This window comes from Kamptonema formosum PCC 6407 (assembly GCF_000332155.1).
GTDB classification, from domain to species: Bacteria; Cyanobacteriota; Cyanobacteriia; order Cyanobacteriales; family Microcoleaceae; genus Kamptonema; species Kamptonema formosum.
Genome location: NZ_KB235903.1, coordinates 2,206,803 through 2,228,256 on the forward strand (window position 1 = coordinate 2,206,803; position 21,454 = coordinate 2,228,256).

General features: G+C 44.1%; 24 protein-coding genes. 10 read left to right on the forward strand and 14 right to left on the reverse strand.

Annotation, left to right across the window (positions count from 1 at the left end):
- Positions 1-145 precede the first annotated feature (145 nt).
- The 3 genes from OSCIL6407_RS0114745 to OSCIL6407_RS36250 form a co-directional block, all read right to left on the reverse strand.
- Positions 146-1,333, reverse strand: coding sequence for a hypothetical protein (locus OSCIL6407_RS0114745; protein ID WP_007357610.1), 1,188 nt, complete (start codon positions 1,331-1,333; stop codon positions 146-148).
- Positions 1,334-1,383: 50 nt separating this feature from the next.
- Positions 1,384-1,560, reverse strand: coding sequence for a hypothetical protein (locus tag OSCIL6407_RS35390; RefSeq protein WP_007357611.1), 177 nt, complete (start codon positions 1,558-1,560; stop codon positions 1,384-1,386).
- Between the two features lie 241 nt (positions 1,561-1,801).
- On the reverse strand, positions 1,802-1,975 hold the full coding sequence (locus tag OSCIL6407_RS36250) for a hypothetical protein (RefSeq protein WP_007357612.1): 174 nt from the start codon (positions 1,973-1,975) through the stop codon (positions 1,802-1,804).
- 149 nt (positions 1,976-2,124) lie between these two features.
- Here OSCIL6407_RS36250 and OSCIL6407_RS0114755 point away from each other — a divergent pair, with 149 nt between their 5' ends.
- The 4 genes from OSCIL6407_RS0114755 to OSCIL6407_RS0114770 all read left to right on the forward strand — a co-directional run bounded on the left by OSCIL6407_RS0114755 (position 2,125) and on the right by OSCIL6407_RS0114770 (position 4,730).
- Positions 2,125-2,541: an AbrB family transcriptional regulator gene (locus tag OSCIL6407_RS0114755; RefSeq protein WP_007357613.1), complete on the forward strand. Its 417-nt coding sequence runs from the start codon at positions 2,125-2,127 to the stop codon at positions 2,539-2,541.
- Positions 2,542-2,731: 190 nt separating this feature from the next.
- Entirely contained in the window at positions 2,732-2,944 is a 213-nt protein-coding gene (locus OSCIL6407_RS0114760) for a hypothetical protein (RefSeq protein ID WP_007357614.1), read from the forward strand.
- Positions 2,945-3,234: 290 nt separating this feature from the next.
- Positions 3,235-3,705, forward strand: a complete 471-nt coding sequence (locus tag OSCIL6407_RS0114765) for a regulatory protein RecX (protein WP_007357615.1) — start codon at positions 3,235-3,237, stop codon at positions 3,703-3,705.
- A 299-nt stretch (positions 3,706-4,004) separates the two neighbouring features.
- Positions 4,005-4,730, forward strand: coding sequence for a WecB/TagA/CpsF family glycosyltransferase (locus tag OSCIL6407_RS0114770; RefSeq protein WP_007357616.1), 726 nt, complete (start codon positions 4,005-4,007; stop codon positions 4,728-4,730).
- Positions 4,731-4,782: 52 nt separating this feature from the next.
- Here the strand turns inward: OSCIL6407_RS0114770 and OSCIL6407_RS0114775 are convergent, their stop codons facing one another.
- From OSCIL6407_RS0114775 to OSCIL6407_RS0114790, 4 genes are all read right to left on the reverse strand, one after another.
- Complete coding sequence (locus OSCIL6407_RS0114775) at positions 4,783-6,132, reverse strand: tetratricopeptide repeat protein (RefSeq protein WP_007357617.1); 1,350 nt, start codon at positions 6,130-6,132, stop codon at positions 4,783-4,785.
- A gap of 224 nt (positions 6,133-6,356) precedes the next feature.
- Positions 6,357-8,312 (reverse strand): ABC transporter ATP-binding protein, encoded by a 1,956-nt coding sequence (locus OSCIL6407_RS0114780; RefSeq protein WP_007354975.1) that lies wholly within the window; start codon positions 8,310-8,312, stop codon positions 6,357-6,359.
- Between the two features lie 293 nt (positions 8,313-8,605).
- Positions 8,606-9,136: a hypothetical protein gene (locus tag OSCIL6407_RS0114785; RefSeq protein WP_007354974.1), complete on the reverse strand. Its 531-nt coding sequence runs from the start codon at positions 9,134-9,136 to the stop codon at positions 8,606-8,608.
- Between the two features lie 172 nt (positions 9,137-9,308).
- The gene (locus OSCIL6407_RS0114790) at positions 9,309-9,872 is read right to left on the reverse strand and encodes a hypothetical protein (RefSeq protein WP_007354973.1); all 564 of its coding nucleotides are present in this window, start codon (positions 9,870-9,872) and stop codon (positions 9,309-9,311) included.
- Between the two features lie 143 nt (positions 9,873-10,015).
- Here OSCIL6407_RS0114790 and OSCIL6407_RS0114795 point away from each other — a divergent pair, with 143 nt between their 5' ends.
- Entirely contained in the window at positions 10,016-10,279 is a 264-nt protein-coding gene (locus OSCIL6407_RS0114795; RefSeq protein ID WP_007354972.1) for a hypothetical protein, read from the forward strand.
- A 16-nt stretch (positions 10,280-10,295) separates the two neighbouring features.
- Here the strand turns inward: OSCIL6407_RS0114795 and OSCIL6407_RS0114800 are convergent, their stop codons facing one another.
- A complete protein-coding gene (locus OSCIL6407_RS0114800) occupies positions 10,296-10,685 on the reverse strand; it encodes a hypothetical protein (protein ID WP_007354971.1) in 390 nt (129 codons plus the stop codon).
- A gap of 49 nt (positions 10,686-10,734) precedes the next feature.
- Between OSCIL6407_RS0114800 and OSCIL6407_RS35395 the strand changes: the two genes are divergently transcribed.
- Both OSCIL6407_RS35395 and OSCIL6407_RS0114805 read left to right on the forward strand, forming a co-directional pair.
- On the forward strand, positions 10,735-10,896 hold the full coding sequence (locus tag OSCIL6407_RS35395; protein WP_007354970.1) for a hypothetical protein: 162 nt from the start codon (positions 10,735-10,737) through the stop codon (positions 10,894-10,896).
- A gap of 264 nt (positions 10,897-11,160) precedes the next feature.
- Positions 11,161-11,706, forward strand: coding sequence for an REP-associated tyrosine transposase (locus tag OSCIL6407_RS0114805; protein ID WP_007354968.1), 546 nt, complete (start codon positions 11,161-11,163; stop codon positions 11,704-11,706).
- Positions 11,707-11,980: 274 nt separating this feature from the next.
- Here OSCIL6407_RS0114805 and OSCIL6407_RS38130 read toward each other — a convergent pair whose 3' ends face one another.
- Positions 11,981-12,454, reverse strand: coding sequence for a TOBE domain-containing protein (locus OSCIL6407_RS38130; protein ID WP_007354967.1), 474 nt, complete (start codon positions 12,452-12,454; stop codon positions 11,981-11,983).
- 391 nt (positions 12,455-12,845) lie between these two features.
- Between OSCIL6407_RS38130 and modB the strand changes: the two genes are divergently transcribed.
- Positions 12,846-14,738 (forward strand): molybdate ABC transporter permease subunit, encoded by a 1,893-nt coding sequence (modB, locus tag OSCIL6407_RS0114815; protein ID WP_007354966.1) that lies wholly within the window; start codon positions 12,846-12,848, stop codon positions 14,736-14,738.
- Here the strand turns inward: modB and OSCIL6407_RS0114820 are convergent.
- From OSCIL6407_RS0114820 to OSCIL6407_RS0114830, 3 genes are all read right to left on the reverse strand, one after another.
- Entirely contained in the window at positions 14,735-15,397 is a 663-nt protein-coding gene (locus tag OSCIL6407_RS0114820; protein WP_007354965.1) for a cupin domain-containing protein, read from the reverse strand. The genes modB and OSCIL6407_RS0114820 overlap by 4 nt on opposite strands.
- 741 nt (positions 15,398-16,138) lie before the next feature.
- Positions 16,139-17,047 carry an EamA family transporter gene (locus OSCIL6407_RS0114825; RefSeq protein ID WP_007354964.1) on the reverse strand — a complete coding sequence of 303 codons (909 nt, stop codon included), beginning with the start codon at positions 17,045-17,047 and terminating at the stop codon, positions 16,139-16,141.
- Between the two features lie 86 nt (positions 17,048-17,133).
- Entirely contained in the window at positions 17,134-17,328 is a 195-nt protein-coding gene (locus OSCIL6407_RS0114830) for a hypothetical protein (protein WP_007354963.1), read from the reverse strand.
- Positions 17,329-17,592: 264 nt separating this feature from the next.
- Between OSCIL6407_RS0114830 and OSCIL6407_RS0114835 the strand changes: the two genes are divergently transcribed.
- The gene (locus OSCIL6407_RS0114835; RefSeq protein ID WP_007354962.1) at positions 17,593-19,023 is read left to right on the forward strand and encodes an ATP-binding protein; all 1,431 of its coding nucleotides are present in this window, start codon (positions 17,593-17,595) and stop codon (positions 19,021-19,023) included.
- A complete protein-coding gene (locus OSCIL6407_RS31845) occupies positions 19,020-20,771 on the forward strand; it encodes a tetratricopeptide repeat protein (RefSeq protein WP_019487381.1) in 1,752 nt (583 codons plus the stop codon). Before OSCIL6407_RS0114835 ends, OSCIL6407_RS31845 begins: the two co-directional genes overlap by 4 nt.
- Here the strand turns inward: OSCIL6407_RS31845 and tumE are convergent.
- Together tumE and tumA are read right to left on the reverse strand one after the other, a co-directional pair.
- Positions 20,760-21,152, reverse strand: coding sequence for a toxin TumE (gene tumE, locus OSCIL6407_RS0114845; protein ID WP_007356190.1), 393 nt, complete (start codon positions 21,150-21,152; stop codon positions 20,760-20,762). The genes OSCIL6407_RS31845 and tumE overlap by 12 nt on opposite strands.
- Positions 21,142-21,372, reverse strand: coding sequence for an antitoxin TumA (gene tumA, locus OSCIL6407_RS0114850; protein WP_007356189.1), 231 nt, complete (start codon positions 21,370-21,372; stop codon positions 21,142-21,144). Before tumA ends, tumE begins: the two co-directional genes overlap by 11 nt.
- Between the last annotated feature and the right edge of the window lie 82 nt (positions 21,373-21,454).

The window sequence follows — 21,454 nt, forward strand, 5'->3', positions numbered from 1 at the left end:
TTAGGACGTTCTGAATTCAGCTTCTATTCCCTTCTTTCCCTTCTTCCCTTTTTTCCCCTTCTTCCCCTAGCCATGAGCATCGGAGCATCGTAGCCCCTAGCCCCTAGCCCCTAGCCCCTAGCCCCTAGCCCCTAGCCCCTAGCCCCTAGCCCCTAGCCCCTTCTTCCCTGGTGGGTCGAATTAAAACCAGTGGCGTTCGCTCGTCAGCATTCCCCGCCGGGTTGCTTTTCAAGGCTTGCTCTAAAAAGGCAGGGGAAAGACCGACAGTTGCTGCTAATATTTTAACTGCTTTCAAGTCGTTAGCGTCTACGATCGCACTCGCCATTCCCGTCTCTCGCTGAATGCGGTCAACTACTTCCTGGGGATTTTCTGGGCCGAGGACTATAAACTGGTCGTAGGGTGGTAGCGTACCTGTTACGTCGTCGATCAGTCGTGCTTGTTCCCCCGCTAGCTGGTAAAAGACTCCGGGTTTGCCAAAGATTTTCGCGATCGCACCAATTGTAAATGCAGCCAACACTCGCAATGGCCCGACAATATCAACTAATGCCTGCATCCCGCAAGCTGTCGCTAAACTTGATGTCGGTAAGAAGAATAAACACACCCGTTTTGCTACCCATCCCGGTTTTACTTCGCTGGGATGACGAAATCGGCCCTGCATAATTGCCACTGGAGTCTCGCCAATTGTCACCACATCGCCTTTTTGTGCGTAGGGAAGAGCATAGCGTTTGACAACTTCTACCGGGTCATCAATTGGACTCAATATATGGGTACGAATCGGAAAAACATCGCCAACACCTACATTTCTCGCTTTGGGAGTTGTCTCTGAAGTTGGAAATTGCAGTGGTACTACTACATGACGGACTTTTGGAATCCGCCCTTGGGGGCCGTAGGTGACATAATTTACTTGCACCCAAGCTGACTGCAATTGATTCAAATCCTCGCCGTGAATTTCTACTGATACTTTAACTTTTGTAGTCTTACGAGCTTTAACGATATACCCAAACCAGTAGTCATCTGCTCTTGCTGGTGTCTCTTTATGGCAAGGAATGACTTTGGTTTTGTGGGTAACTCCGTCTAAACTGCCATCTGATAGGAGTTTTACCCGTGCCTCAACCTCTGGCAACATGATTTCAAAACGATCGGTTAGGTTCTGAAATTCCATTTCCCCCACTAATAGGTAGCGATCGGGTTCTGCTACGCTTAAGTGCCAATCTCCCGGCATCAGGTTTAATTTATTGCCGGGACGCAGACGGTACTGCAACTCTAAGGCGAATCCGCCTAATGCCAGCAGTGAAGCTCCTGCTGCGACTCCAATTGCTAAACTGCCAATCACTCAAATCACCACTTATCAAAATTTCACTGTAGTCAATTATTACCTTAAAGTTAAGCGCCGCAAAGATAATTATCCTCTGGGTCGTAACTTTCAGGCGGCGATCGGATTGTTAATACCCAATCTGCTGTCCTCTCTTTTGCTGAGATATTCCAGGTTAATAGGAGTAGCATTTCTGCGATCGCTGCCTCTATTATTCTTCTATCGCCTTTTAGATCGCTATCCGGCACGGCCGGAACGAGCGCACTTATTTCCCCTTTCCCATTTCCCTTTTCCCCCTTTGGGTCGCCGATAGTAAATTTCCCTACTTAAATTGGGAGCAAATTAGATTAAGTACGCATCAGACTGATTAGTCGATCCTCAGTGACATTCATAGGCTAAGTTTTTCTTCCCCTCTCCAGACGCGACAACTTCCTCTAGCTGCCACCAAATTTAGCAAATTAGTAGTATTACTTATTCTTCCATCCCCTCTCAACCGCAAAGATCGGCACCACTTCTCGGCCCAATCTTACCGCGTGCCAGTAGCACAACAGGATGCTCAAAACGCTTTTGAAAAAGTACAGGATAGCTCGCTCCGCCTAAAACTTGTCCCAAGGGATTATACCATTTTCGATTTTTGATGCAAGGATTAGAGATAAAATTCATCCTTACCAGCAGACCGAGACGTAAATAAAAGGCGTGAAAATTCCCAGAAAAATGGAAATAAGACTTTATCCCACAGAAAGAATGTGAAATAAATTAGGTGTAATGTGTTCTAATTAATGTAGTAAACCTAAATTCACGAGGTATTCTCAATGGTAGAAACAGCTACAGCACCTTTAACAGGAAAAGCTCTGCTTCAAAAAATCAAAGGCAGCGATTTACCACGCCGAGAACTAGCCAAACTCTGCGGCTACTACACAGTCAGCAAAGGCGGCGATACTCGCATCAACTTAGCAGAGTTTTACGACTCTGTACTAGCTGCTAAAGGTATTGAGCTAGAGAAAAGCAAAGCTGATGGTCGCGGCCGAGAAGCTAGTTATCGAGCAAGCGTTCACAAAAATGGCTCAATTGTTATTGGGGCCAATTATACGAAAGAGATGGGCTTAAAGCCAGGGGACGAGTTTGAGATCAAATTGGGCTACAAGCACATCCGCTTGATTCAGATTGATGCTGACCTGACTGACATTGGAGGTGATGACGAGGGCGATGAAGAAGATGGAGAAGAATAAAGACTAGGGGATTGTAAATCTACTCCCGCACTTGTTCCTCTAACCACACTTTATGTCCCTAGTTCCTCTATGTTTAGCTAATGTTACTAAGACTTCCGTACTGACACAAAAATTATTGTTCGGATCGCTGGCTCAAAGGCTGGAAGCCTTGTCCTAGAGTGGATTATCCGACTGAGTGCGTAAGTCTTAGTTGCTTTACAAGGGAAAAAATATCAGTCTTGCTGCTCTCGTTCGGGACGGCTATGCTACCTTGCCGACAGTAAATTTTGGCTTGGGGATTTTGGATTATTTAGTTTTGCGCCTCGATGACGAATCGGTGGAACAAATCGAAAAATGGCTCTCCAAAATCTCCGATCTGCCGGCATTTGCCTGCGGTGGGTACAGTTTCCAGCCAAGCAGGTAAATCTAAAATTGCCAATCTAAAAATCTGCACGCAGGCTAACTCAGCAGGGCAAATTTAGTCCCTGTTTGTTCAAACAAGAGGAAGCGATCGGGGTCAGGGGAAGGAAAATTAAGAAAACTTTTCTTTGGCTTTCCTTTCCGCTTTCCCTGTCAAGCTCCAGAAGTAGAATCAATCTAAAATCTAAAATCTAGAATCCTTGCTGGTCGGCTAGGGCGGTCGTGTAATACGCCCAAACCTTAGTTTTGTCAAGCTAAAATATTAAAATCTAAAATCTAAAAATTGGCTGCCCGATGAACTGTCTGGACTATTTCTATTTTCTGTTGGGTCGCAAGGACTACAGCGTCTCTGAACTTAACAAAAAGGGGCACGATAAGGGGTTTGAGGCGGGTGATATTCTCGATGCGATCGCTGAACTTCAAAATCTTGGCTATCAGTCTGACTCACGCTTGGTTGCTAGCCTAATTAGATCGTATAGCGGTAAGTATGGTAAATCTGTAGTCAAGCGCAAGTGTAGAGAAAAAGGAATTGATGGGGATTTATTTGAAGAAGTCTGGGCCCAACAATACCCTGAAACAGAGAACACAGAGGACGAAAAACTCGAGCTACTCAAAGCCAAGGTAATGCGGAAATATAAGATCGATGACTGGAGTAAAGTTGACCCGAAAACGAAGGGAAAGGTCTTGAATTACTTGCAGTATAGGGGGTTTAATGCTTTTGAGCTTTGGCAGCAGTGGCAGAGAGAAGCAGAAGAGGAAAATTAAAAATTAAAAGTTAAAAATTAAAAATTAAATTTATCCAGAATGATTAAAACTGGGTTGGGAGAGAAAAATTAAAAGGGGGTTGGCGTAGCGCTCTAAGTTTTAGTACGCGAAAATTAAATGAGAGCGATCGCTAATTACCAAATACCAATTACCAAAAAGTGCGATCGCACAATGCAAAATTAAAATAATAAATTTAATTTTTAATTTTTAATTTTTAATTTTTAATAGGCCTCTAGCCTTGATTGCCGCGATCGGCTAGCCTAACCTAGTAGGTGTGTAGGATAGATGAAAACAGAATTATGGATTACGAGCTCCCACAATTTCCAGTGCTGGGGCAACCCGTTCACCTTTTAGACGATTACCCAGGCTGGTTGATGTCGCGATCGCATCGGGGCCTCGGCAGTCATGTCGTGACGCTGAATGCTGAAATGGCAATGCTAGCAGAGCGCAACCAAAACCTAGCTAGAGCGATCGCTTCATCAGAACTTGTAATTCCCGATGGAGCAGGCGTTGTCCTCTACTTGCGACTCAAAGGCAAAACCATCAAGCGATGTCCGGGGATAGAGTTAGCAGAATCACTGCTGCGTCAAGTCGGACAAATGGGTTCCAATGAACCTGTATTTTTCTATGGGGGTTCTCCAGGGGTCGCGATCGCAGCAGCAGAGCGTTGGCAACAGCGAGTCAATGGATTAGCGATCGCATCTCAGCACGGCTATCTTTCGGAAACAGAAGAAACAGAGTTAGAAACTTCTCTCAAAGAGTTACAACCAAAGCTCATTTTTGTGGGTTTAGGAGTGCCTCGTCAAGAGTTTTGGATTGCCAAAAATCGTCATCTGTGTCCCCAAGCCATTTGGGTTGGAGTCGGCGGTAGCTTTGATATTTGGGCAGGAGTTAAAACCCGCGCTCCTGCCTTTTTCTGTGACAATCATTTGGAATGGTTATATCGGCTTTATCAAGAACCTTGGAGATGGCGGCGGATGTTAGCTTTGCCACATTTTGCCTTAAAAGCTGTTTTCAAAAGTTAGCTGTTAACGGTTAACGGTTAACGGTTAACTGTTAACTGTTAAACAACTTAATTTAAGGAGTGGGTTTTGTAGTATTTGGCTTAGGAGAGGGGGAGGTAATATTGGGAGTTACTGGTGGAGTTACTGGTGTTTCCTCACCAGCTACTACTGATGAAGTATCAACCGTAGATGCAATATCTCTCCGCCCAGCTTCAACTAGCCATTGATACTCATTGAGGGTTTCTGGACGAGCAAATTTTTTGCAATGCTCCCATTCTCGTTGCTCTCTTTGTTTATTTTTCTGAATTTCTCGTACCTTTGCTAGCAGGCAATTCGCCATCCCGCCACCTATTCGACGCTTATTAATTTTTTTGTCGAGTGCGATCGCAGATTCTAACTCCAAAGCAGCTTTGTCATATTGTTTTTGATCCAATAGAACCCATCCGAGATTTCTGTGGAGTTGAAATTTGATGAAGTCATCGTTGCTACGCTGCAAACCCATCCGAAAAAATGCTTCTGCTGTCACTAAATTCCCTTGGTGACGATAGACACGCCCCAAATTGTTAAAAGCTAAAGGATTCCCATCTTCTAATGAGTCTTTGTATGTTTTTTCTGCTGCTTCCAAATTTCCTATAGATTCATAAACTTCCCCCAAGCCAAGGCTAATTTTGTCATCGTCTGGATCGAGGTTAAGTGCTTGTTTATACTTCTCCTCTGCTTTTGTTAATAGACCTAGATCGTAATACTTGCGTCCTTCCTGATAATAGGAGTCAGCAATTTTAGGTAAATTGGCTTGAGCAACGATCGCACCTAGCAATAGGGTAGCCGAAATTCCCAAGGTAACTTCGCTCTGTAAATGGGAGGGAATCCTCGCTTTATTCATCATATTCTTAATGACTTTCTCTCCTCCTCCGCCTTGCAAACTCGACAAAGCCAAGGCCATCAAACCGCTAGGGCCAATGATACCAAATGATTCCAGCACGCTGAACCCGCCCACAGCAAATTTGGGTATCAAACTTGTCATATAGGCAGCAAACGTAGTTATACAGACGACGCTTAACCCATTCCAGAGGTCATCGAAACGATCCCAGGAGTGTGCTTGCTTGGCGGGTTGAAAAAACCACCACCAGGATGACTCTGGAGGGTTCAAACTACTACGCCAGTCTTCTAATTTACCCGCCTCTGCGATCGCACCAGCTTGTGTTTTTAACCGCTCATCTAATTGAAGTAAACTAGCTATAGTTGTCGCCGAAGACTGAGTTAGTGAGTTTAAAGCTACGGCGACGGCATCGCGAGCTAATAGGAGGTTCAGAGTTTTTCCCTCTGATTTGGGTGCTTCTTGCTCAAACTCATTCAATGCTGTTACATAATCCACGATAGCCAGGTCTAATTCAGAAGCTGTGTTTTTATTTAAGTCAGTCATTATTTAAGCACTTTTTCGCAGTATTATCTAGAAAGTATAAGCTAAGAAGAAGGAAGAAGGAAGAAGGAAGAAGGAAGAGGGAAGAAGGAAGAAGGAAGAAGGAAGAGGGAAGAAGGAAGAAGGAAGAGGGAAGAAGGAAGAAGGAAGAGGGAAGAAGGAAGAAGGAAGAGGGAAAAGTTTACGACCTAATGGATTATGAAACAGAGGTAAGACGCGCTCTGAGTTTATCTTCTGGCCTGTTTCTCCTGAATTTGTGCTAAATTCCCACTCGGAATAGAGGCGATTAATTGGCGCGTATAAGCTTGTTGCGGTTGCCGATAAATTTGTTCCGCTGGCCCAATTTCTTCTATTTTGCCTCGATTCATGACCATGATGCGATCGCTCATAAACTTGACTACACCGAGATCGTGGGAAATGAAAATATAAGTCAGCCCAAATTCACCTTGCAATTCTTTTAACAAGTTCAAAACTTGAGCTTGTACCGACACATCTAGCGCCGATACTGATTCATCGCAGATAATAAACTTAGGATTCAAAGCTAAAGCACGAGCAATGCAAATTCGCTGTCTTTGACCCCCAGAAAATTCGTGAGGATAGCGACGCATTAAGTCAGGATTTAACCCAACTCTTTCTAATAAATAAGCAGTCCGTTCTCGCCGCTCTTTTATACTCTTACCAGCACCGTGAATCATCATCGGTTCCATCACGGCATCCCCAATATTTATCCGAGGATTGAGAGAGCTAAAAGGGTCTTGAAAAATAATTTGCAGATCGCGCCGCAACCATTGTAACTTCTGAGCGTATTGCCTATTTTGGCGATATTTGAGCGCCCATTGCCATTTAGAGTTTGCTTGATTAGGAGGTGTTATTTCTTCACCTTCAAAAAACACTTGACCGCTAGTTAGCGGAATTAATTGTAACAAAGCTCTAGATAAAGTAGATTTGCCGCAACCTGATTCTCCTACCAAGCCTAAAGTTTCTCCTGGTTGAACATCAAAAGAAACATCATTTACTGCCATAAATAAGCGTTTTATTTCCCCAAACATCCCCGATACAGGGAATCCCACTCGCAAATTTTTAACAGAAAGTAAGGGGTTTGATTGCTGAAAATCAACTTTTTCTTCGTTCTTTAAATATTCTTCTACTTTCCCAACTTTTTCCTTAATTAAAAATTCACCACTACCAGAAGTCGTAACTTCCATGAAATCAGCAATAGTGGGTAATCGTAGGGTTTGCCGATCGGGATTGGGGCGACAAGCTAATAAACCTTTAGTGTAAGGATGTTGAGGATTAGTATAAATTTGTTCAATGCCACCACATTCTACAATCTTACCTCGATACATTACAGCTACGGAGTCGGCAATTTCAGCGATTACCCCTAAATCGTGGGTAATAAACATCATCGCCATGCCTCTTTGATCGCGTAATTCCCTCAGTAAAGCTAAGATAGTTGCCTGTACTGTTACGTCTAAAGCTGTAGTCGGTTCGTCGGCAATTAACAAAGTAGGATTGCAAGAAATTGCCATTGCAATCATCACCCGCTGAATTTGACCGCCAGAGAGTTCGTGGGGATAGCGGTCTAGCATTGCCTGTTTCTGGCGGTTTACTAATTGCATTAAATCGCGATCGTTTTCTGCGAATTTACTTCCCTCTTGGCTTTCTTCTAAGCACTTTTGTCTTAATTCTGAGTCGCTGGGTAACAGTTTTACTTCTTGTAATAATGATGCGGCTTCGCGCCTTGCTTCCACTTCAGAAACATTTTTATGCAGACAAATTGCTTCTGTTAATTGAAACCCGATGGTATAAACGGGGTTGAGGGAGCTCATAGGCTCTTGAAAAATCATGGAAATTTGGCTCCCGCGGTATTGTTGCCTATCTCTGGGTAGGAGTTGCAGCAAGTTTACAGGTGCAGAGGTGACAGCTTGTTTGCCGTCACTCTTGGCGGAGGAAAACCAAATTTCTCCAGTGGTAGCAGCGGATGAACTCGGCACTAAGCCCATGACAGCAAGGGCGGTGACAGATTTTCCTGACCCTGACTCTCCGACAATTCCTAGAGTCTGCCCTCGTTTCACCTCAAAAGAGATGCCGTCAACGGCGTTGACTAGCACAGGCGATTCGCCTGGGCCCGCAGATTGAAATTGAACCCGCAGGTCGCGAACGTCTAGGACGGTCTCACTCATGGAGGTAATAAGCAAAAGTTAATGGGAATTTATAGCAACCGCCAAGGCGGTTAGGGGCTAGGGGCTAGGGGCTAGGGGCTAGGGGAAGCGTGAAAGAAGGGAAAGAAGGGAATAGAATCAGCGAGTTTGGTGGAACTCAGAACATCTTAACTGCCCAGAAGGTTGCTATAACTGGATTTTAACAGTATCTCGCCAGAATAGCAGAAGGCAGGAAGCAGGTATAGCAGGAGGCAGGAGTCATGAGGCAGAAGGGTTGAGTCTGTCTAGATGCTAATTCTATTCGCCCTTTTTACTTAAAAACCAATTACCTGAGTGTTTTCTGGTAAAGCTGCTGTATCGGAAATTTTCTTAAAGACGGTTGCTTGAGCGTTAACAGCAGAGGGTCTAGGGTCGCCCGGTTTGGTTCCTTGCAATTGCAGGCGCATTAGACCTTCGGTGGTGAGTTCAAAGACGGTCATTACGGTTTGAGTGGCGCTGAGGCCGACATCAAGGTGCATTGGTTGATTTTTGGTATCAACTTTGTATCTCATTTCTTTGGCGCGGGCGGCCCCTTGGGGTGGTTGGACGACTAGATATAATTTGCCTTCTGGGGCAAAGATGAAGCTGAAAGACTGACCGGATGGGTCTGTGGCTTCCCATTGTCCGAGCAATTTCTGGTCGATATTATCGGTGGGGGCGGTTGTTTCGGCGGGGGCGGTTGTTTCGGTTTGGGCAATTGCTGGGGCTATTGTTGATAATGGGTTGGCTTGGGCGGCTAGGCCGCTGAGGATACCGAAACACAGGCAGGATGCAATTAATTTGGGAAGAATTTTGGAGTTAGTCATTAGACTGCTGTGAAGTTGGGTGATTTCTGTTTTTATAGTCTAGTGCAAAAATCTCGATTTGACTGGTTTAAAATTTTATTGTGAAGGAAATTCGGCTTAAATTAAGTTAAATATAACAATAAAGCGTATTCTGGATTCATCGGAGGTTAAAAAAAGAGCGATCGCGATTTAACTATAATAATTCACGCAATATTGTTTCGATCGCTACATCGGGTAGACCAAGTACCAAAGCTATTTGACATAGTTCGATACCTTGACTGTGCAATTTGCAAACGACATCAGCGACATCAATTTCTAGGCGTTCGATCTGAGTTTTGAATCTGGAGTTAGTGGCGCGATCGTTGTCAAAGTCGCTAGGTGGAGAAGGACAGGGGTTGAGGTTGAGAGTGTGGACGTATTCTACGTATTGAATATAATCTCTGCCGAAGTTTGAAGTATTGCTAATATTTCTGCGATCGCAAGCAGCTTTGAGATTGCCTTTTTGCATATCTTCATCCATAACTACCGAGAGAGTTTTGAGTAACTTGTAGCCGACTTCTCGGACGTATTTGGTAGTGTAGCGGGTGTCACGGGCGATCGTTTCGTAGGTTTTGCCATCATACATTCCCTGAAACACTAACCGTTGCAGCGTATTGAGATGTTTTCCAGTTTTCTCGAAGATCGGGGAATCAACTAATTTTAGCAGTTCGTTTTCGTCAGGGACGGCTTGCAACGGGCGATCGTCCTTGGGCACCATAGGTTGAGCGAAGACAAAATAAAATTGTGTGAAACTTCGGGCTTTTTCAGTCTTTTTCGGGCTTTTTTGGTCAAGACATAAGTGAGACAGGTGAGGTACATTCTGAATCAGTTTATTTGCACCAACACCAAGTGAGCGATACAATGCCTGACAATTTAGCTCTGCTGGACAAAAGCGATGACATATTGAACAGCGATCGCGGGGAGACTCAAGAGGATTGCGGCTGTCCCTTCAAAAAAGCCGGGACTCAAGAGACGGCATCGAATGCTCAGAATGTCCAGAGTATCCTCAACCTTGGGGGCAACGATACGCTAGAAGGCTCTGTCACGCAAGACTTTTTGAATGGTAACACAGGAAACGACTTTATTTCTAGTAGTGTTGATGGGGATATGGGGCGATCGCTCTGACGGGGTGACAACCCCGTCAAAAGCTTGATAAAATAAAGGACATAGCCTTCAAACCCCTCTGAAAAAATGGGAGCTTATTGGGCCTAATTTTCATCAATTCCGCAATAGTTGCATGGCAAAACTCCATTCCTACTACCCACAACTGACCATATAATCCTATCCAAAAACTACTATGACGGCGTTGCGATCGCCTCGACTCAATTAGGCGACCGATGTATTTCTGAATTCCCTTTAGCTTGAACTGTCGTCGGCTCTCAAACATGATGGGGTATGGCATCAATGTCGCCAATAACTCAATACTCACTTGTTTACGGATTTGGAGCAGAAAAACTAAGATTGTCAGAGTCAAGTATTCAGCTTTCTTGAGCTGCTGTTGGAAACAAATTTGGTAAAATGGAGGTAACATTTTTAATAGATGGGGCGACTTTACAATACTGACCCCATCTTTTTTTACCATGAATCGGTCAAAACCCTGTCAGTTAGGGGTTTTGATGGGGTTGTCACCCCGTCAGAGTCGTGACTTAAATTCTATTTCAAATTTCACAAATTTTGGTCTTGATGGTGGATTAACTGGTAGATTCAACATTAACGCTGTGTGTGATGCAGAATTGGTTTAAGCGCGATTAATTCAATATTGAATAAAATTTGTAGGGGCGGGTTCGCCAACAATTCTTGCCACATAACAAATAATCTTGAAAACCCGCCCCCACCCAACGAATAATCCCTAACAACGATCCTCGTCTTATTGTTAAATTCAATGTAATTTTTAATCTTTTCGTGGGGTGGGGGCGGGTTTTTAGGATGGTCGATGGGTGTCAGATATTTGGGCGAACCCGCCCCTACAGGCCTTATAATTATGGTGTTAGATTGTTTGCAAAAATATGAAATATAATCCTGATATCCATCATCGCCGCTCTATTCGTCTACCAGGATATGACTATAGCCAACCAGGTGCATATTTTGTAACAATCTGTATTTGGCAACGTGAATGTTTATTAGGTGAAATTCAAGAGGGGAATATTCTATTAAACAGTTATGGTGAAGTTGTTAATTTTAATTGGTTTAATCTGATCAAGGTATATCCTCATATTGAATTAGATACTTTTGTGATTATGCCGAATCATATTCATGGAATTATTATCATAAAAAATCGTAATCAAGATTGTAGTCTATCGGAAATTGTAAGGGGTTTTAAAACATTTTCTGCCCGTCGGATCAATCAGCTACGTTCTGTTTCAGGCATACCTGTATGGCAAAGAGGTTATTATGAACATATTATTCGGAACGAAACCGCCTTATCTAAAATTCAGGAATATATTATCAATAATCCGTATAATTGGGAAACCGATGAAATGCACCCATGTCAAAAATGGCGATCGCACCCAACGGCAAAACAGCGATTTCAGCTTCAGGGGATAATATCCTGAGATTGGAGGGAATGGGGGATTTGTGCGCCGAGGCCAGAAACCGGGTTTCGACCTAGATATCTCGTTGGGAAGCTGGGATTTTTCAGAGAAACCCGGTTTCTTGGCGTAGGACGGAAGATGTCATCCCTATTCTGTCACTGAGCGGGAGATAATTTTCTGTAACTACTCGCTTGTAAGGCTTTCGCCTTGGAAAGCCTAAATTATTGAGAATGGCTAAAATCCAGCGATCGCCAGGAGAAAGCCTTTTTCTGTGACTAAAGTAACATAATAGGGATCACCCTGCCGCAATCATTACACTATTGGATTTAATCACCGCGAAGACTTCTTTCCCTTTCTTTAAACCCAGTTTATCAGCCGATGTCCGAGTGACAATCGACACCAACTCTACAGAGGGTGCGATCGCCAGGGTGACTTCCGCATTCACTGTGCCTTTGACAATGCGTTTCACTTTGGCTCTCAAAATGTTGCGGGCACTGATTTGTACCGCCTGCGATCCTGGTGTATTCATCAAATCATTAGCAAAGCTTGCCGAAGGCATCGCTTCTTCTCCTTCCTCCTCTAAATCCTCAGAAAATTCTATGGAGTTGACCTCAAGCGGGGCAGATGAGGACGATTGCCCCATCTGTCGAATCATTTCTCGCAAAATTTCTGTCTTGCTGCGTTGAGTCTGCTGACAAATCTGTTCGAGAATTTGCCGCTCTTCATCGGAGGATTGGAAAGTTATCCAGCCTTGCTCTTTTCTTGGCATCGTAGAATACCAAATATGTTGGTATAAAGTTGGTATGATTGGGCATCGAATATCATTCTAGCGGTAAATCGGTCGTGCGATCGCTCTGATTTCACCATATCAACCAGGACTTTGGCACCCAACCACAGCAACCGGGTTTCGACGGAGCTCAACCAACAGGTTTTTTGACGAAAATATAGCAGGAGGCAGGAGGCAAAAGGCAGAAGGCAGGAGGTTAGTTGTATGAAGTTCACTCAACAATGCCGATTGTATCAATAATTTGGAGAATTGGGATTAGTACCAACCACAGCTAAAAACTAAAATCAACAACCAACAATAAATAACTAACAACTAACAACTAACAACTAACAACTAACAACTAACAACTAACAGTTAACAGTTAACAAATACAATGATTACCGATCTCTCCCCATTATGGATTTCTCTTAAAACCGCAGGACTTGCCACCATTGCTACATTCTTTACAGGCATTCCAATTGCTTACTGGATGTTGAATTATCGAGGGCGATGGAAGTCCCTTATTGAGGGCGTTTTTGTATCGCCGTTAATTTTGCCGCCAACAGTTGTTGGCTTTTTGCTGCTGTTATTATTTGGCAAAAATGGCCCCTTGGGGCAGTTAATGGCTCAGTTTAATTTCACAATAGTTTTTACCTGGTATGCGGCTGCGATCGCGGCGACAGTTGTCGCTTTTCCCCTAATGTACAAAACTGCATTAGGAGCATTTGAACAAGTCGATCGCACTCTGCTGCAAGTTGCCCAAACTCTGGGCGCATCCAAGGTACGGATTTTCTGGCGCGTGCTGCTTCCACTTTCTGTCCCCGGTATTGTAGCTGGAACAACTCTAACATTTGCACGAGCTTTAGGAGAATTTGGGGCAACTTTGATGTTAGCGGGGAATATTCCCGGTCAAACTCAAACTATTCCTATGGCAATTTACTTTGCAGTGGAAGCAGGGTCAATGAATGAGGCTTGGCTGTGGGCGATCGCGATTATGACGATCTCATTATCCGCGATCGTTGCGGTCAATCTGTGGCAGAAACAATATGAGCGCAAGATTCAAGGTAAGCAATTTGGCGCGATCGAAGCTAATGAACCCGTGTATGGTAGGGAAAAAGAAGGGGCTAAGGACTGGGGACTAAGCGCTAAAGTAACAGAAAAAGAAAATTATTCCCTGCGCCAAAGTCCCTATCCCCTAACCCCTTCTTCTATCAAGCAAGGGCTACTGGTTGATATTGAGAAACAACTGGCAAACTTTACCCTGAAAACCGCTTTTAGCCTTCACCAAGAAACTATGGGATTACTAGGGGGATCTGGTTCTGGTAAGAGCATGACACTGCGTTGTATTGCGGGGGTAGAAACCCCCAGTCAAGGGCGAATTATTCTTAATAGTCAAACTATATTTGATTCAGAAAAGGGGATTAATATCCCCAGTCATCAACGGAAAGTAAGTTTAGTGTTTCAAAACTATGCACTATTTCCTCACATGACTGTTTTCCAAAATATTGCTTTTGGCTTGCAACATTTATCGCGGGAAATGCGATCGCAACGGGTGCATCAACAATTGGCGCTATTGCAGTTAGAGGGATTAGGCGATCGCTATCCCCATCAACTATCGGGTGGGCAACAACAGCGGGTAGCCTTGGCTAGGGCGCTAGCAACTGAACCGGAAGTTTTACTACTGGATGAACCGTTTTCGGCGCTGGATACCTATCTCCGCGCTCAAGTTGAGCGTCAACTGGTGGAAACTTTATCTACTTATTCGGGCGTGACTTTATTTGTGACACATAATCTGGAGGAAGCCTATCGGGTATGTGAGAAATTGATGGTAATGTCGGGGGGGAAAGCGATCGCCTTTGATTCCAAACATCGGATTTTTGAGCGTCCTCAAACCTTGCGTGTCGCTCAACTGACGGGATGCAAAAACTTTTCTCGTGCAATTGCGATCGAGTCGAATGCGATCGCCGCGCTGGATTGGGGCGTTACCTTGCAAGTTGTGGAAATGATTGCTGGTTTGGCAAATGTAGGAATTCGTGCCCATCAGATTAGTATTATGCCCAATCCTGATGCAAATTTGGAGAATACATTTCCGTGCTGGTTAGCTTCAACCAGTGAAACACCGCACCGCATGACGCTTTTTCTCAAGTTGAATGCTACTCCTGAAAACCCACAGGACTATCATCTACAAGCAGAAATTTTTAAAGAGAAGTGGGAAGCAATCAAGAATCATCCCTTTCCCTGGTATGTACGGTTAAATCCCCTGCGTCTGATTTTGATGTTTAGCTAAACCCAAGCATACAAAATTGCTAGGTTGTCGATCGCGCTGAGGGTATGAATTGTTTTTGGTGGGACATAAGCGAAACTACCGGGTTGCAGTGAGATTTGATTCCCGGCGCGATCGAGTTTTCCCTGTCCTTCCAAAACATAAATCGCTGTTCCGCGCAATGCTGAATGAGTAGGAATATCATCTCCCGCAGAAATACAGACTAAGGAGAATTGCGATCGCTCGTCTTTAGACAGAACTATTTTATGGATTTCCCGATCCAAGTAAGCAATCCGATCTGATAGCGGCGGTGCGATCGTCTCTTCCAAGATGCTAGGAGTTGTTATAGTTGATTGAGCAAGGGTTGCTTGGCGATCGCTCAGATTAATCTGAATTTGGGATTGTTCAGTAAACAATTCCTTTAACGAACTGCTCATCTGGGTTTTAACTTGGTTAATTGCTTGGTAGGTTTCCAGATCGGAACAGAAAATCTCTAAAATTAGAACTGGTTCGGAAGTCTTCAATGTCCACTGACACTTTGACAGTAACTCGCGGGTGATGCGATCGCAGGATTGACAGAATAGGTTTGTAATTCCTGCTTGTAGTTCTAACTGTAGCAGTCGATCTAAGGGAGAGGAGGGAATTGCTCGATCGTCCCCAGGTAAATTTGAGGAGTTCATCATGATTGCTTGTGGATTGAGTTTAATAGTTGGCTAGAAGATAGGGAGACGGCTCTTGTGATGAGGAGAGGGAATATTTCTGGGACAGAGAAGATGGGTGTCTGTAGGTAACAGGCAATTTGTTTCAACTTAGGAATAGATTTGCTAACCTTCTGCGTCTTTTACATTTAGGACTTACGCAAAAAACCGTTTGGCTGACGCGGACGTAAGCTCGGTTTCTGGTAAAAAATAATGAATCTCTCCGAGAGACATTGATGCAGAAACTGGGTTTTTGCCCTGCGCGTGTAAGTCATGACATTGTTGCCATTCTGCTCTTAAAGAACTGTCAAACGCTGAGTTATCTCCTATAGTTCAGAATGCAGGATATTAGCTAAAAAATCTGCTAGCTATGCTACCAACTATATTTTTATTAATAATTGATCTGATTAAATTGGGAATGTAACTTTCATTACTTAGGCACGATCGCGTAACGCCGCCATCCTGGGGGTAAGAATACCGCGCCTGGAAAGCGGCCGTAGTGCGATTTTGCGTAATTCCTAAAATTGCAAAAATGTTCTAGCTGCAATCAAATTGCGACTATTTTTCAAGATCGCGATCGCTAAATGAGTAGAGCAGGGGATGCTGGGGGAGCGATCGCGATCGTCTTAGCGATAAAGTCACTGTAGCACTTGGCGGCTGTACTGCGATCGTAGATTCCGACCAATTTAGCTAGCTATCATTCTATTACCTTCTTTCCCGATCGTCCTAGCTATGCGATCGCTTCCATTGCTGGTAGGAGTACAATGCAAGAGCTAACCAAAGTAACCCAAAAGCCTGCATTTTTACAGGGGATGCTGTTTCGTGATAAACGAAGATAGCTAATAAGAATTGAATGCTGGGAGAGAGAGAATGAAACAAGCCCAAAGCTGACAGAGGCAAGCGCTTAGCACCTTCGCCATACAAGACAGAAGGGATGGCAGTGGCCCCACAGCCAAGAATTAGCCAAAGGCGGTTTAATTCGGGCAAGTTATTGACAGTTTCGAGATTGGCAAAGCACAGCAGATAAATAGCAGATGGTACTGCTAAAAGTGCCATTTCAACTAAGGTTTGAACAATGGGTTCCGCGTTCGCAGATGCTTTTTTTCGGGCTAGGCCATAGAATGCCCAAGTTAAGCCAATGCCAATGGCAAACCAAGGGAACTCTTCAGCATTGCTGGTCAATAAAGCTGTAGCTGCTACGCCTAATATCAGGGCTAACCAGTTTAACAATTGATAGCGTTCCCGAAATACGATTAAGCCGAGAATCATTGAGGCAATATAGCTGAGAAACATTCCCGCGCTGCATTCCATCACGCAGCCTTGTTGAATGGCAAAGACATACAAAATAACGTGCATTCCTAGAAAGAAAGCAGAGGAAGTTAAGGCTAATAAATTGCCGGACTTCAAGATTGCGCTAACTTTCAACCAGCCATTATTGGGGAGTACGAAAAGGGACAAGAAGATGAAGGAACCAATCGCCCGAAATGCGGCAATTTGATATGCTTCGATCTCAGGAAAGCCTTTGTAGAAGATGCAGTAAATGCCCCATAAGAAGCCTGCGGAGGCAACGTAAAGAACGCCAGAAGGAGTGACAGCCGCCTGAACGGGCTGTCTTTTTTGCAGTTGAATTGTCATATAATTAACTCACGTTTTAGATGTGGCCTGTCTGGCCTCGATTAGAAGCCAGCAGGTCTTTTCTGATTGGAAGGTCAAGGCTTCAATTAAGGCGGGGTACAATGAATCCCTTCTGAATTGCTATTTGGTACACAAGCGGCGATCGCTTGATTGACTTCGATCGCAGAGGCTTTCCAGAAAATGGGATATAATCCCCATAGAAAACCCGCTGCGACAATCGAAAGAACGCCAGAATGAGTAACAGCAAACCAAAGAAGTTGTCTCCGTTGAATTTGTGTCATACTAGGATTGGTTTAAATGTTCGGTGTCTGGCTTTGGTCAGGCCTTAGCTAGATACCCTTTTCTATTTACTAAGTGCATTTTCGTAGATTCACTCTGTAAAAGCCAAGGGATATTAAGGGAACTTACGACTAAAATATTTGAGAGATATCAGCGTGTTAACTTCAGAATATTAAGATGTAAAAATTGTTTAACTTCTGGGTTAAAATCGCTTATCTTCGTTAACTTCTGGTAAAATCAGCTTAAGTGGGAAGTTAAGGGGTGTTATGGCAAACGATCAAGCCAAAAAACAGAGAAATCGCGGTCGCATCCTTACAGAAAAGGGATCGCAGAAACTTCAGCAGGCTATTTTCAAATGGGTATCAGATAATGAAATTCAGCTAAGCAATGAAAAAATAGCTGAGAAAGCATCTATTGATGTTGGAACTGTTGCTAAAATATTGAAGAGGACTGAAGGTGCTGATTTACCGAAAATTATCCAGCTATTTGTTGCTTTTGGGTTAATCCTCGATAAGGACGATCATTGTTCACCTAACAAGACTAATTCTCAACCTCCTGAAATTGAGGGAAACTCCAATGATTCCAAAACCCGATGGGTAGGCCGCGAAACTCTCATCAATGAACTTATCCAAAAACTCCAAGGAAACTGTCGCATTCTCTCCATAGTTGGCCTCACCGGCATCGGCAAAACTTCCCTCGCCAAACAACTCGCCAAACAACCCCAAATCAGCCAAAGATTGCCAGAAAAAGAGATAAGTTTTTTCCAAGAAGATCCAAAATTTCAAGTAGTGGCAGAACGCATCTTAGGGGCAGAAGCTAACAGTCCACAGTTACAGCAAAATACCGAGCATCTCGTTAATGCAATGGTCGATCGGTTAAAATCCCAGCCGATTTTGCTGATTCTTGATATGATCGAAGTAATATTAGAGCCAGACGGAAAAAGCGGCCATCAGTTTAAAGATGAACTATTTGCAAAGTTCTTAGATCGGGTGGTATTAGCAGATACAATGCCGTCGCGAATTGTCCTCACTTCTCAAGATCGACCGCCGATTATGGCACAAGGACGATACCCTAATGATAGATTTTTTGAGCAACCTCTACGCGGTTTATCGGAAGCAGAGGCGATCGCATTATTTCGGCAATGGGATGTGACAGTTGAGGGTGAAAGAACTCAGGAATATCTGAAACGGATTTTTGCGGTTTACGAAGGTCATCCCTTGGCTTTAAGCGCCATCGCGGGGGAAGTTCGCGAGAGTCCCTACGAGGGAAATATTGAAAGTTATTGGGGTGATTATGGCTATGAAATTGAAGACGCAGAGAATCTGAAAGCTAAGACAGATGGCGATCCGAAAGATGATAAACCTACAATTGACCGCTTTAGCCCTAAATTAAAAGATTTGGTGTTAATTCGGATAGAAAATACGGTGGAACGATTGCGGAAGGCTGACGAAATTGCCCATGAGTTACTGTGTAGTGGGGCAATGTATCGAAGACCAGAAGAACGCCGTGCTTGGTTAACGTTAATGTCGGAAGTTGACCGGGAAAAGAAAGCGTTAGCATTTCAAACTTTGCAGCGGCGCTTCTTTTTGGAAGAGGAAAAAACGGCTAATCATCAACTTCTCTATCGCCTCCATCCGTTAATGCGTCGAGTGGCGCTAGAACACTTAGATAAATTAGATATGGAGGTGCAAGAATGACTCAGAATGCTATCGCCTATAGGGTGGTCAATTTGCTGGAATTATCAGAGTCAGAACTGCCAATGCTGCGGCTGACTGCGGCGGGAAAGTGGGTGATGCCGCGAGGGGATGAAGGAGGAATAGAGTCGGAAATTTCGGCACAGGAAAACCCGGAATTTCAGGGAGTGAGAAAGTTAAGGAAGAAAGAGATGCGCCGTGTCGAGGGTATCTTTTATTATTTAAAAATCTATGAACCTCAGCCAACGGCTGATAATTTAGAGAAAGTGAGTCACTATCTGGAAGCGTTTCACCACTTATGTGAATTGGCCGCATGGGAAGAAGCTTGGCAAGTCCTTTTTATTCGCTGCGATCCGCCGACACGGGAAGAATTGCACAATCAGTTACAAACTTGGGGTTATTATCGGCTACAGATTGAGTTATACAACCAACTTTTAGGCAAGTTAGATAATAAATACCGCGATAGTATTTGTTACTGCGGTTTGGGCATTGCCTACAAATCCCTGGGAGACTACCGCCTGGCGATTGAATATCACCAGAAACACTTGGAAATAGCCAGAGAAGTAGGCGATCGCGGTGGGGAGGGAGGAGCTTATGGGAATTTGGGCAATGCCTACAAATCCCTGGGAGACTACCGCCTAGCCATTGAATATCACCAGAAACACTTGGAAATAGCCAGAGAAGTCGGCGATCGCGGTGGGGAGGGACAAACTTATGGGAATTTGGGCATTGCCTACAAATCCCTGGGAGACTACCGCCTGGCGATTGAATATCACCAGAAACACTTGGAAATAGCCAGAGAAGTAGGCGATCGCGGTGGGGAGGGAGGAGCTTATGGGAATTTGGGCAATGCCTACCAATCCCTGGGAGACTACCGCCTAGCGATTGAATATCACCAGAAACACTTGGAAATAGCCAGAGAAGTAGGCGATCGCGGTGGGGAGGGAGGAGCTTATGGGAATTTGGGCAATGCCTACCAATCCCTGGGAGACTACCGCCTAGCGATTGAATATCACCAGAAACACTTGGAAATAGCCAGAGAAATCGGCGATCGCGGTGGGGAGGGACGAGCTTATGCGAATTTGGGCAATGCCTACTATTCCCTGGGAGACTACCGCCTAGCCATTGAATATCACCAGAAACGGTTGGAAATAGCCAGAGAAATTGGCGATCGCGGTGGGGAGGGACGAGCTAATGGGAATTTGGGCAATGCCTACCAATCCCTGGGAGACTACCGCCTGGCGATTGAATATCACCAGAAACGGTTGGAAATAGCCATAGAAGTAGGCGATCGCGGTGGGGAGGGACGAGCTTATGGGAATTTGGGCAATGCCTACGATTCCCTGGGAGACTACCGCCTAGCGATTGAATATCACCAGAAACGGTTGGAAATAGCCAGAGAAATCGGCGATCGCCGGGGTGAAGCGAATGCCTGGTTTAATTTAGGTAATGCTTTAACAAGAGTCGATGAAAAATGGAAGGCTATTACTGCTTATGAAAATGCCCGCAACTTGTTTCAAGCAATGGGACTCGATAAAGACGTTGAAGACTGCAATAATTCTATTCGAGATATCGGGATGAAAGTCGTAGTTGAGCCGCAAAGATACCTAGAACTTCCTAGCACACCTGCACTGAGAAAACGCCGTAAATTTAGTAGGAAATGGCAGCAGCTAAAGGCAGACATTGGCAACTCATTTTCGATTTTTTTCCGTTGGGTTTCGCGATGGGTGCGCTCCGTCTTAAGGAGGTAGGGAAAAATTCCAAGTTACTTCTTTCAGGACTTCAATAATTTCAGGTTTCTCAGCAGCAATTACATCATCTGGCAAGTGCTTGTGATACGGGAATTTGGGTAGATTAGGAAAATGAGGTGTGCTATCATAGCGAAAAACAAGTTGATTTTGTTCATCCTGAAAGTGGTAGCGATAATCGAGAAATTCTAACCGATCGCCTACAACTATGATGGCTTCATTGATTTCCAATAGGTAGGTCTGATTGAAACGCAATCTAATTCTCAAATTAGCCCGTTTTGGGCTTAAAACTTCTTCCTCATAGCGTTCGACATCAACATTGCTGCATTGTTGAATCGCTTGCTCGACTTGAGCGAGATAATCAGATAAAATATTAAGCAGCATAATTCAGTCGTTGCGCTAATTCCTGATGTAAAGCCAGATAATGCTGGTAGTCGTTTGCCCACTCTATAAATATAGCATCATCTGATAATAATCCCCGATTGTATTGGTTAAAAAATTCTTCCGAGTCCATTTTTTGCTGGTGTTCGTACAAGCTGAGTCGCTTGGCAACGGCAACTAAGGCATCTAAGGGTGATGTGTATTGAATAGTCTGTTTACGCATTAGCTTGTTACCCTTATAATGGATTGGTCTTAGTACGCATATTTGTAACTACTTACATTTTAGCAAATTGAAGTAACATTAA

What these genes read in the sequence shown, in the direction of transcription:
- OSCIL6407_RS36250 (WP_007357612.1), bottom strand. Translation starts at nt 1,975, where the DNA reads ATGAATTTTATCTCTAATCCTTGCATCAAAAATCGAAAATGGTATAAT.
- OSCIL6407_RS0114755 (WP_007357613.1), top strand. Translation starts at nt 2,125, where the DNA reads ATGGTAGAAACAGCTACAGCACCTTTAACAGGAAAAGCTCTGCTTCAA.
- OSCIL6407_RS0114765 (WP_007357615.1), top strand. Translation starts at nt 3,235, where the DNA reads ATGAACTGTCTGGACTATTTCTATTTTCTGTTGGGTCGCAAGGACTAC.
- OSCIL6407_RS0114770 (WP_007357616.1), top strand. Translation starts at nt 4,005, where the DNA reads ATGGATTACGAGCTCCCACAATTTCCAGTGCTGGGGCAACCCGTTCAC.
- OSCIL6407_RS0114775 (WP_007357617.1), bottom strand. Translation starts at nt 6,132, where the DNA reads ATGACTGACTTAAATAAAAACACAGCTTCTGAATTAGACCTGGCTATC.
- OSCIL6407_RS0114780 (WP_007354975.1), bottom strand. Translation starts at nt 8,312, where the DNA reads ATGAGTGAGACCGTCCTAGACGTTCGCGACCTGCGGGTTCAATTTCAA.
- OSCIL6407_RS0114785 (WP_007354974.1), bottom strand. Translation starts at nt 9,136, where the DNA reads ATGACTAACTCCAAAATTCTTCCCAAATTAATTGCATCCTGCCTGTGT.
- OSCIL6407_RS0114790 (WP_007354973.1), bottom strand. Translation starts at nt 9,872, where the DNA reads ATGGTGCCCAAGGACGATCGCCCGTTGCAAGCCGTCCCTGACGAAAAC.
- OSCIL6407_RS0114795 (WP_007354972.1), top strand. Translation starts at nt 10,016, where the DNA reads ATGCCTGACAATTTAGCTCTGCTGGACAAAAGCGATGACATATTGAAC.
- OSCIL6407_RS0114800 (WP_007354971.1), bottom strand. Translation starts at nt 10,685, where the DNA reads ATGTTACCTCCATTTTACCAAATTTGTTTCCAACAGCAGCTCAAGAAA.
- OSCIL6407_RS35395 (WP_007354970.1), top strand. Translation starts at nt 10,735, where the DNA reads ATGAATCGGTCAAAACCCTGTCAGTTAGGGGTTTTGATGGGGTTGTCA.
- OSCIL6407_RS0114805 (WP_007354968.1), top strand. Translation starts at nt 11,161, where the DNA reads ATGAAATATAATCCTGATATCCATCATCGCCGCTCTATTCGTCTACCA.
- OSCIL6407_RS38130 (WP_007354967.1), bottom strand. Translation starts at nt 12,454, where the DNA reads ATGCCAAGAAAAGAGCAAGGCTGGATAACTTTCCAATCCTCCGATGAA.
- modB (WP_007354966.1), top strand. Translation starts at nt 12,846, where the DNA reads ATGATTACCGATCTCTCCCCATTATGGATTTCTCTTAAAACCGCAGGA.
- OSCIL6407_RS0114820 (WP_007354965.1), bottom strand. Translation starts at nt 15,397, where the DNA reads ATGATGAACTCCTCAAATTTACCTGGGGACGATCGAGCAATTCCCTCC.
- OSCIL6407_RS0114825 (WP_007354964.1), bottom strand. Translation starts at nt 17,047, where the DNA reads ATGACAATTCAACTGCAAAAAAGACAGCCCGTTCAGGCGGCTGTCACT.
- OSCIL6407_RS0114830 (WP_007354963.1), bottom strand. Translation starts at nt 17,328, where the DNA reads ATGACACAAATTCAACGGAGACAACTTCTTTGGTTTGCTGTTACTCAT.
- OSCIL6407_RS0114835 (WP_007354962.1), top strand. Translation starts at nt 17,593, where the DNA reads ATGGCAAACGATCAAGCCAAAAAACAGAGAAATCGCGGTCGCATCCTT.
- OSCIL6407_RS31845 (WP_019487381.1), top strand. Translation starts at nt 19,020, where the DNA reads ATGACTCAGAATGCTATCGCCTATAGGGTGGTCAATTTGCTGGAATTA.
- tumE (WP_007356190.1), bottom strand. Translation starts at nt 21,152, where the DNA reads ATGCTGCTTAATATTTTATCTGATTATCTCGCTCAAGTCGAGCAAGCG.
- tumA (WP_007356189.1), bottom strand. Translation starts at nt 21,372, where the DNA reads ATGCGTAAACAGACTATTCAATACACATCACCCTTAGATGCCTTAGTT.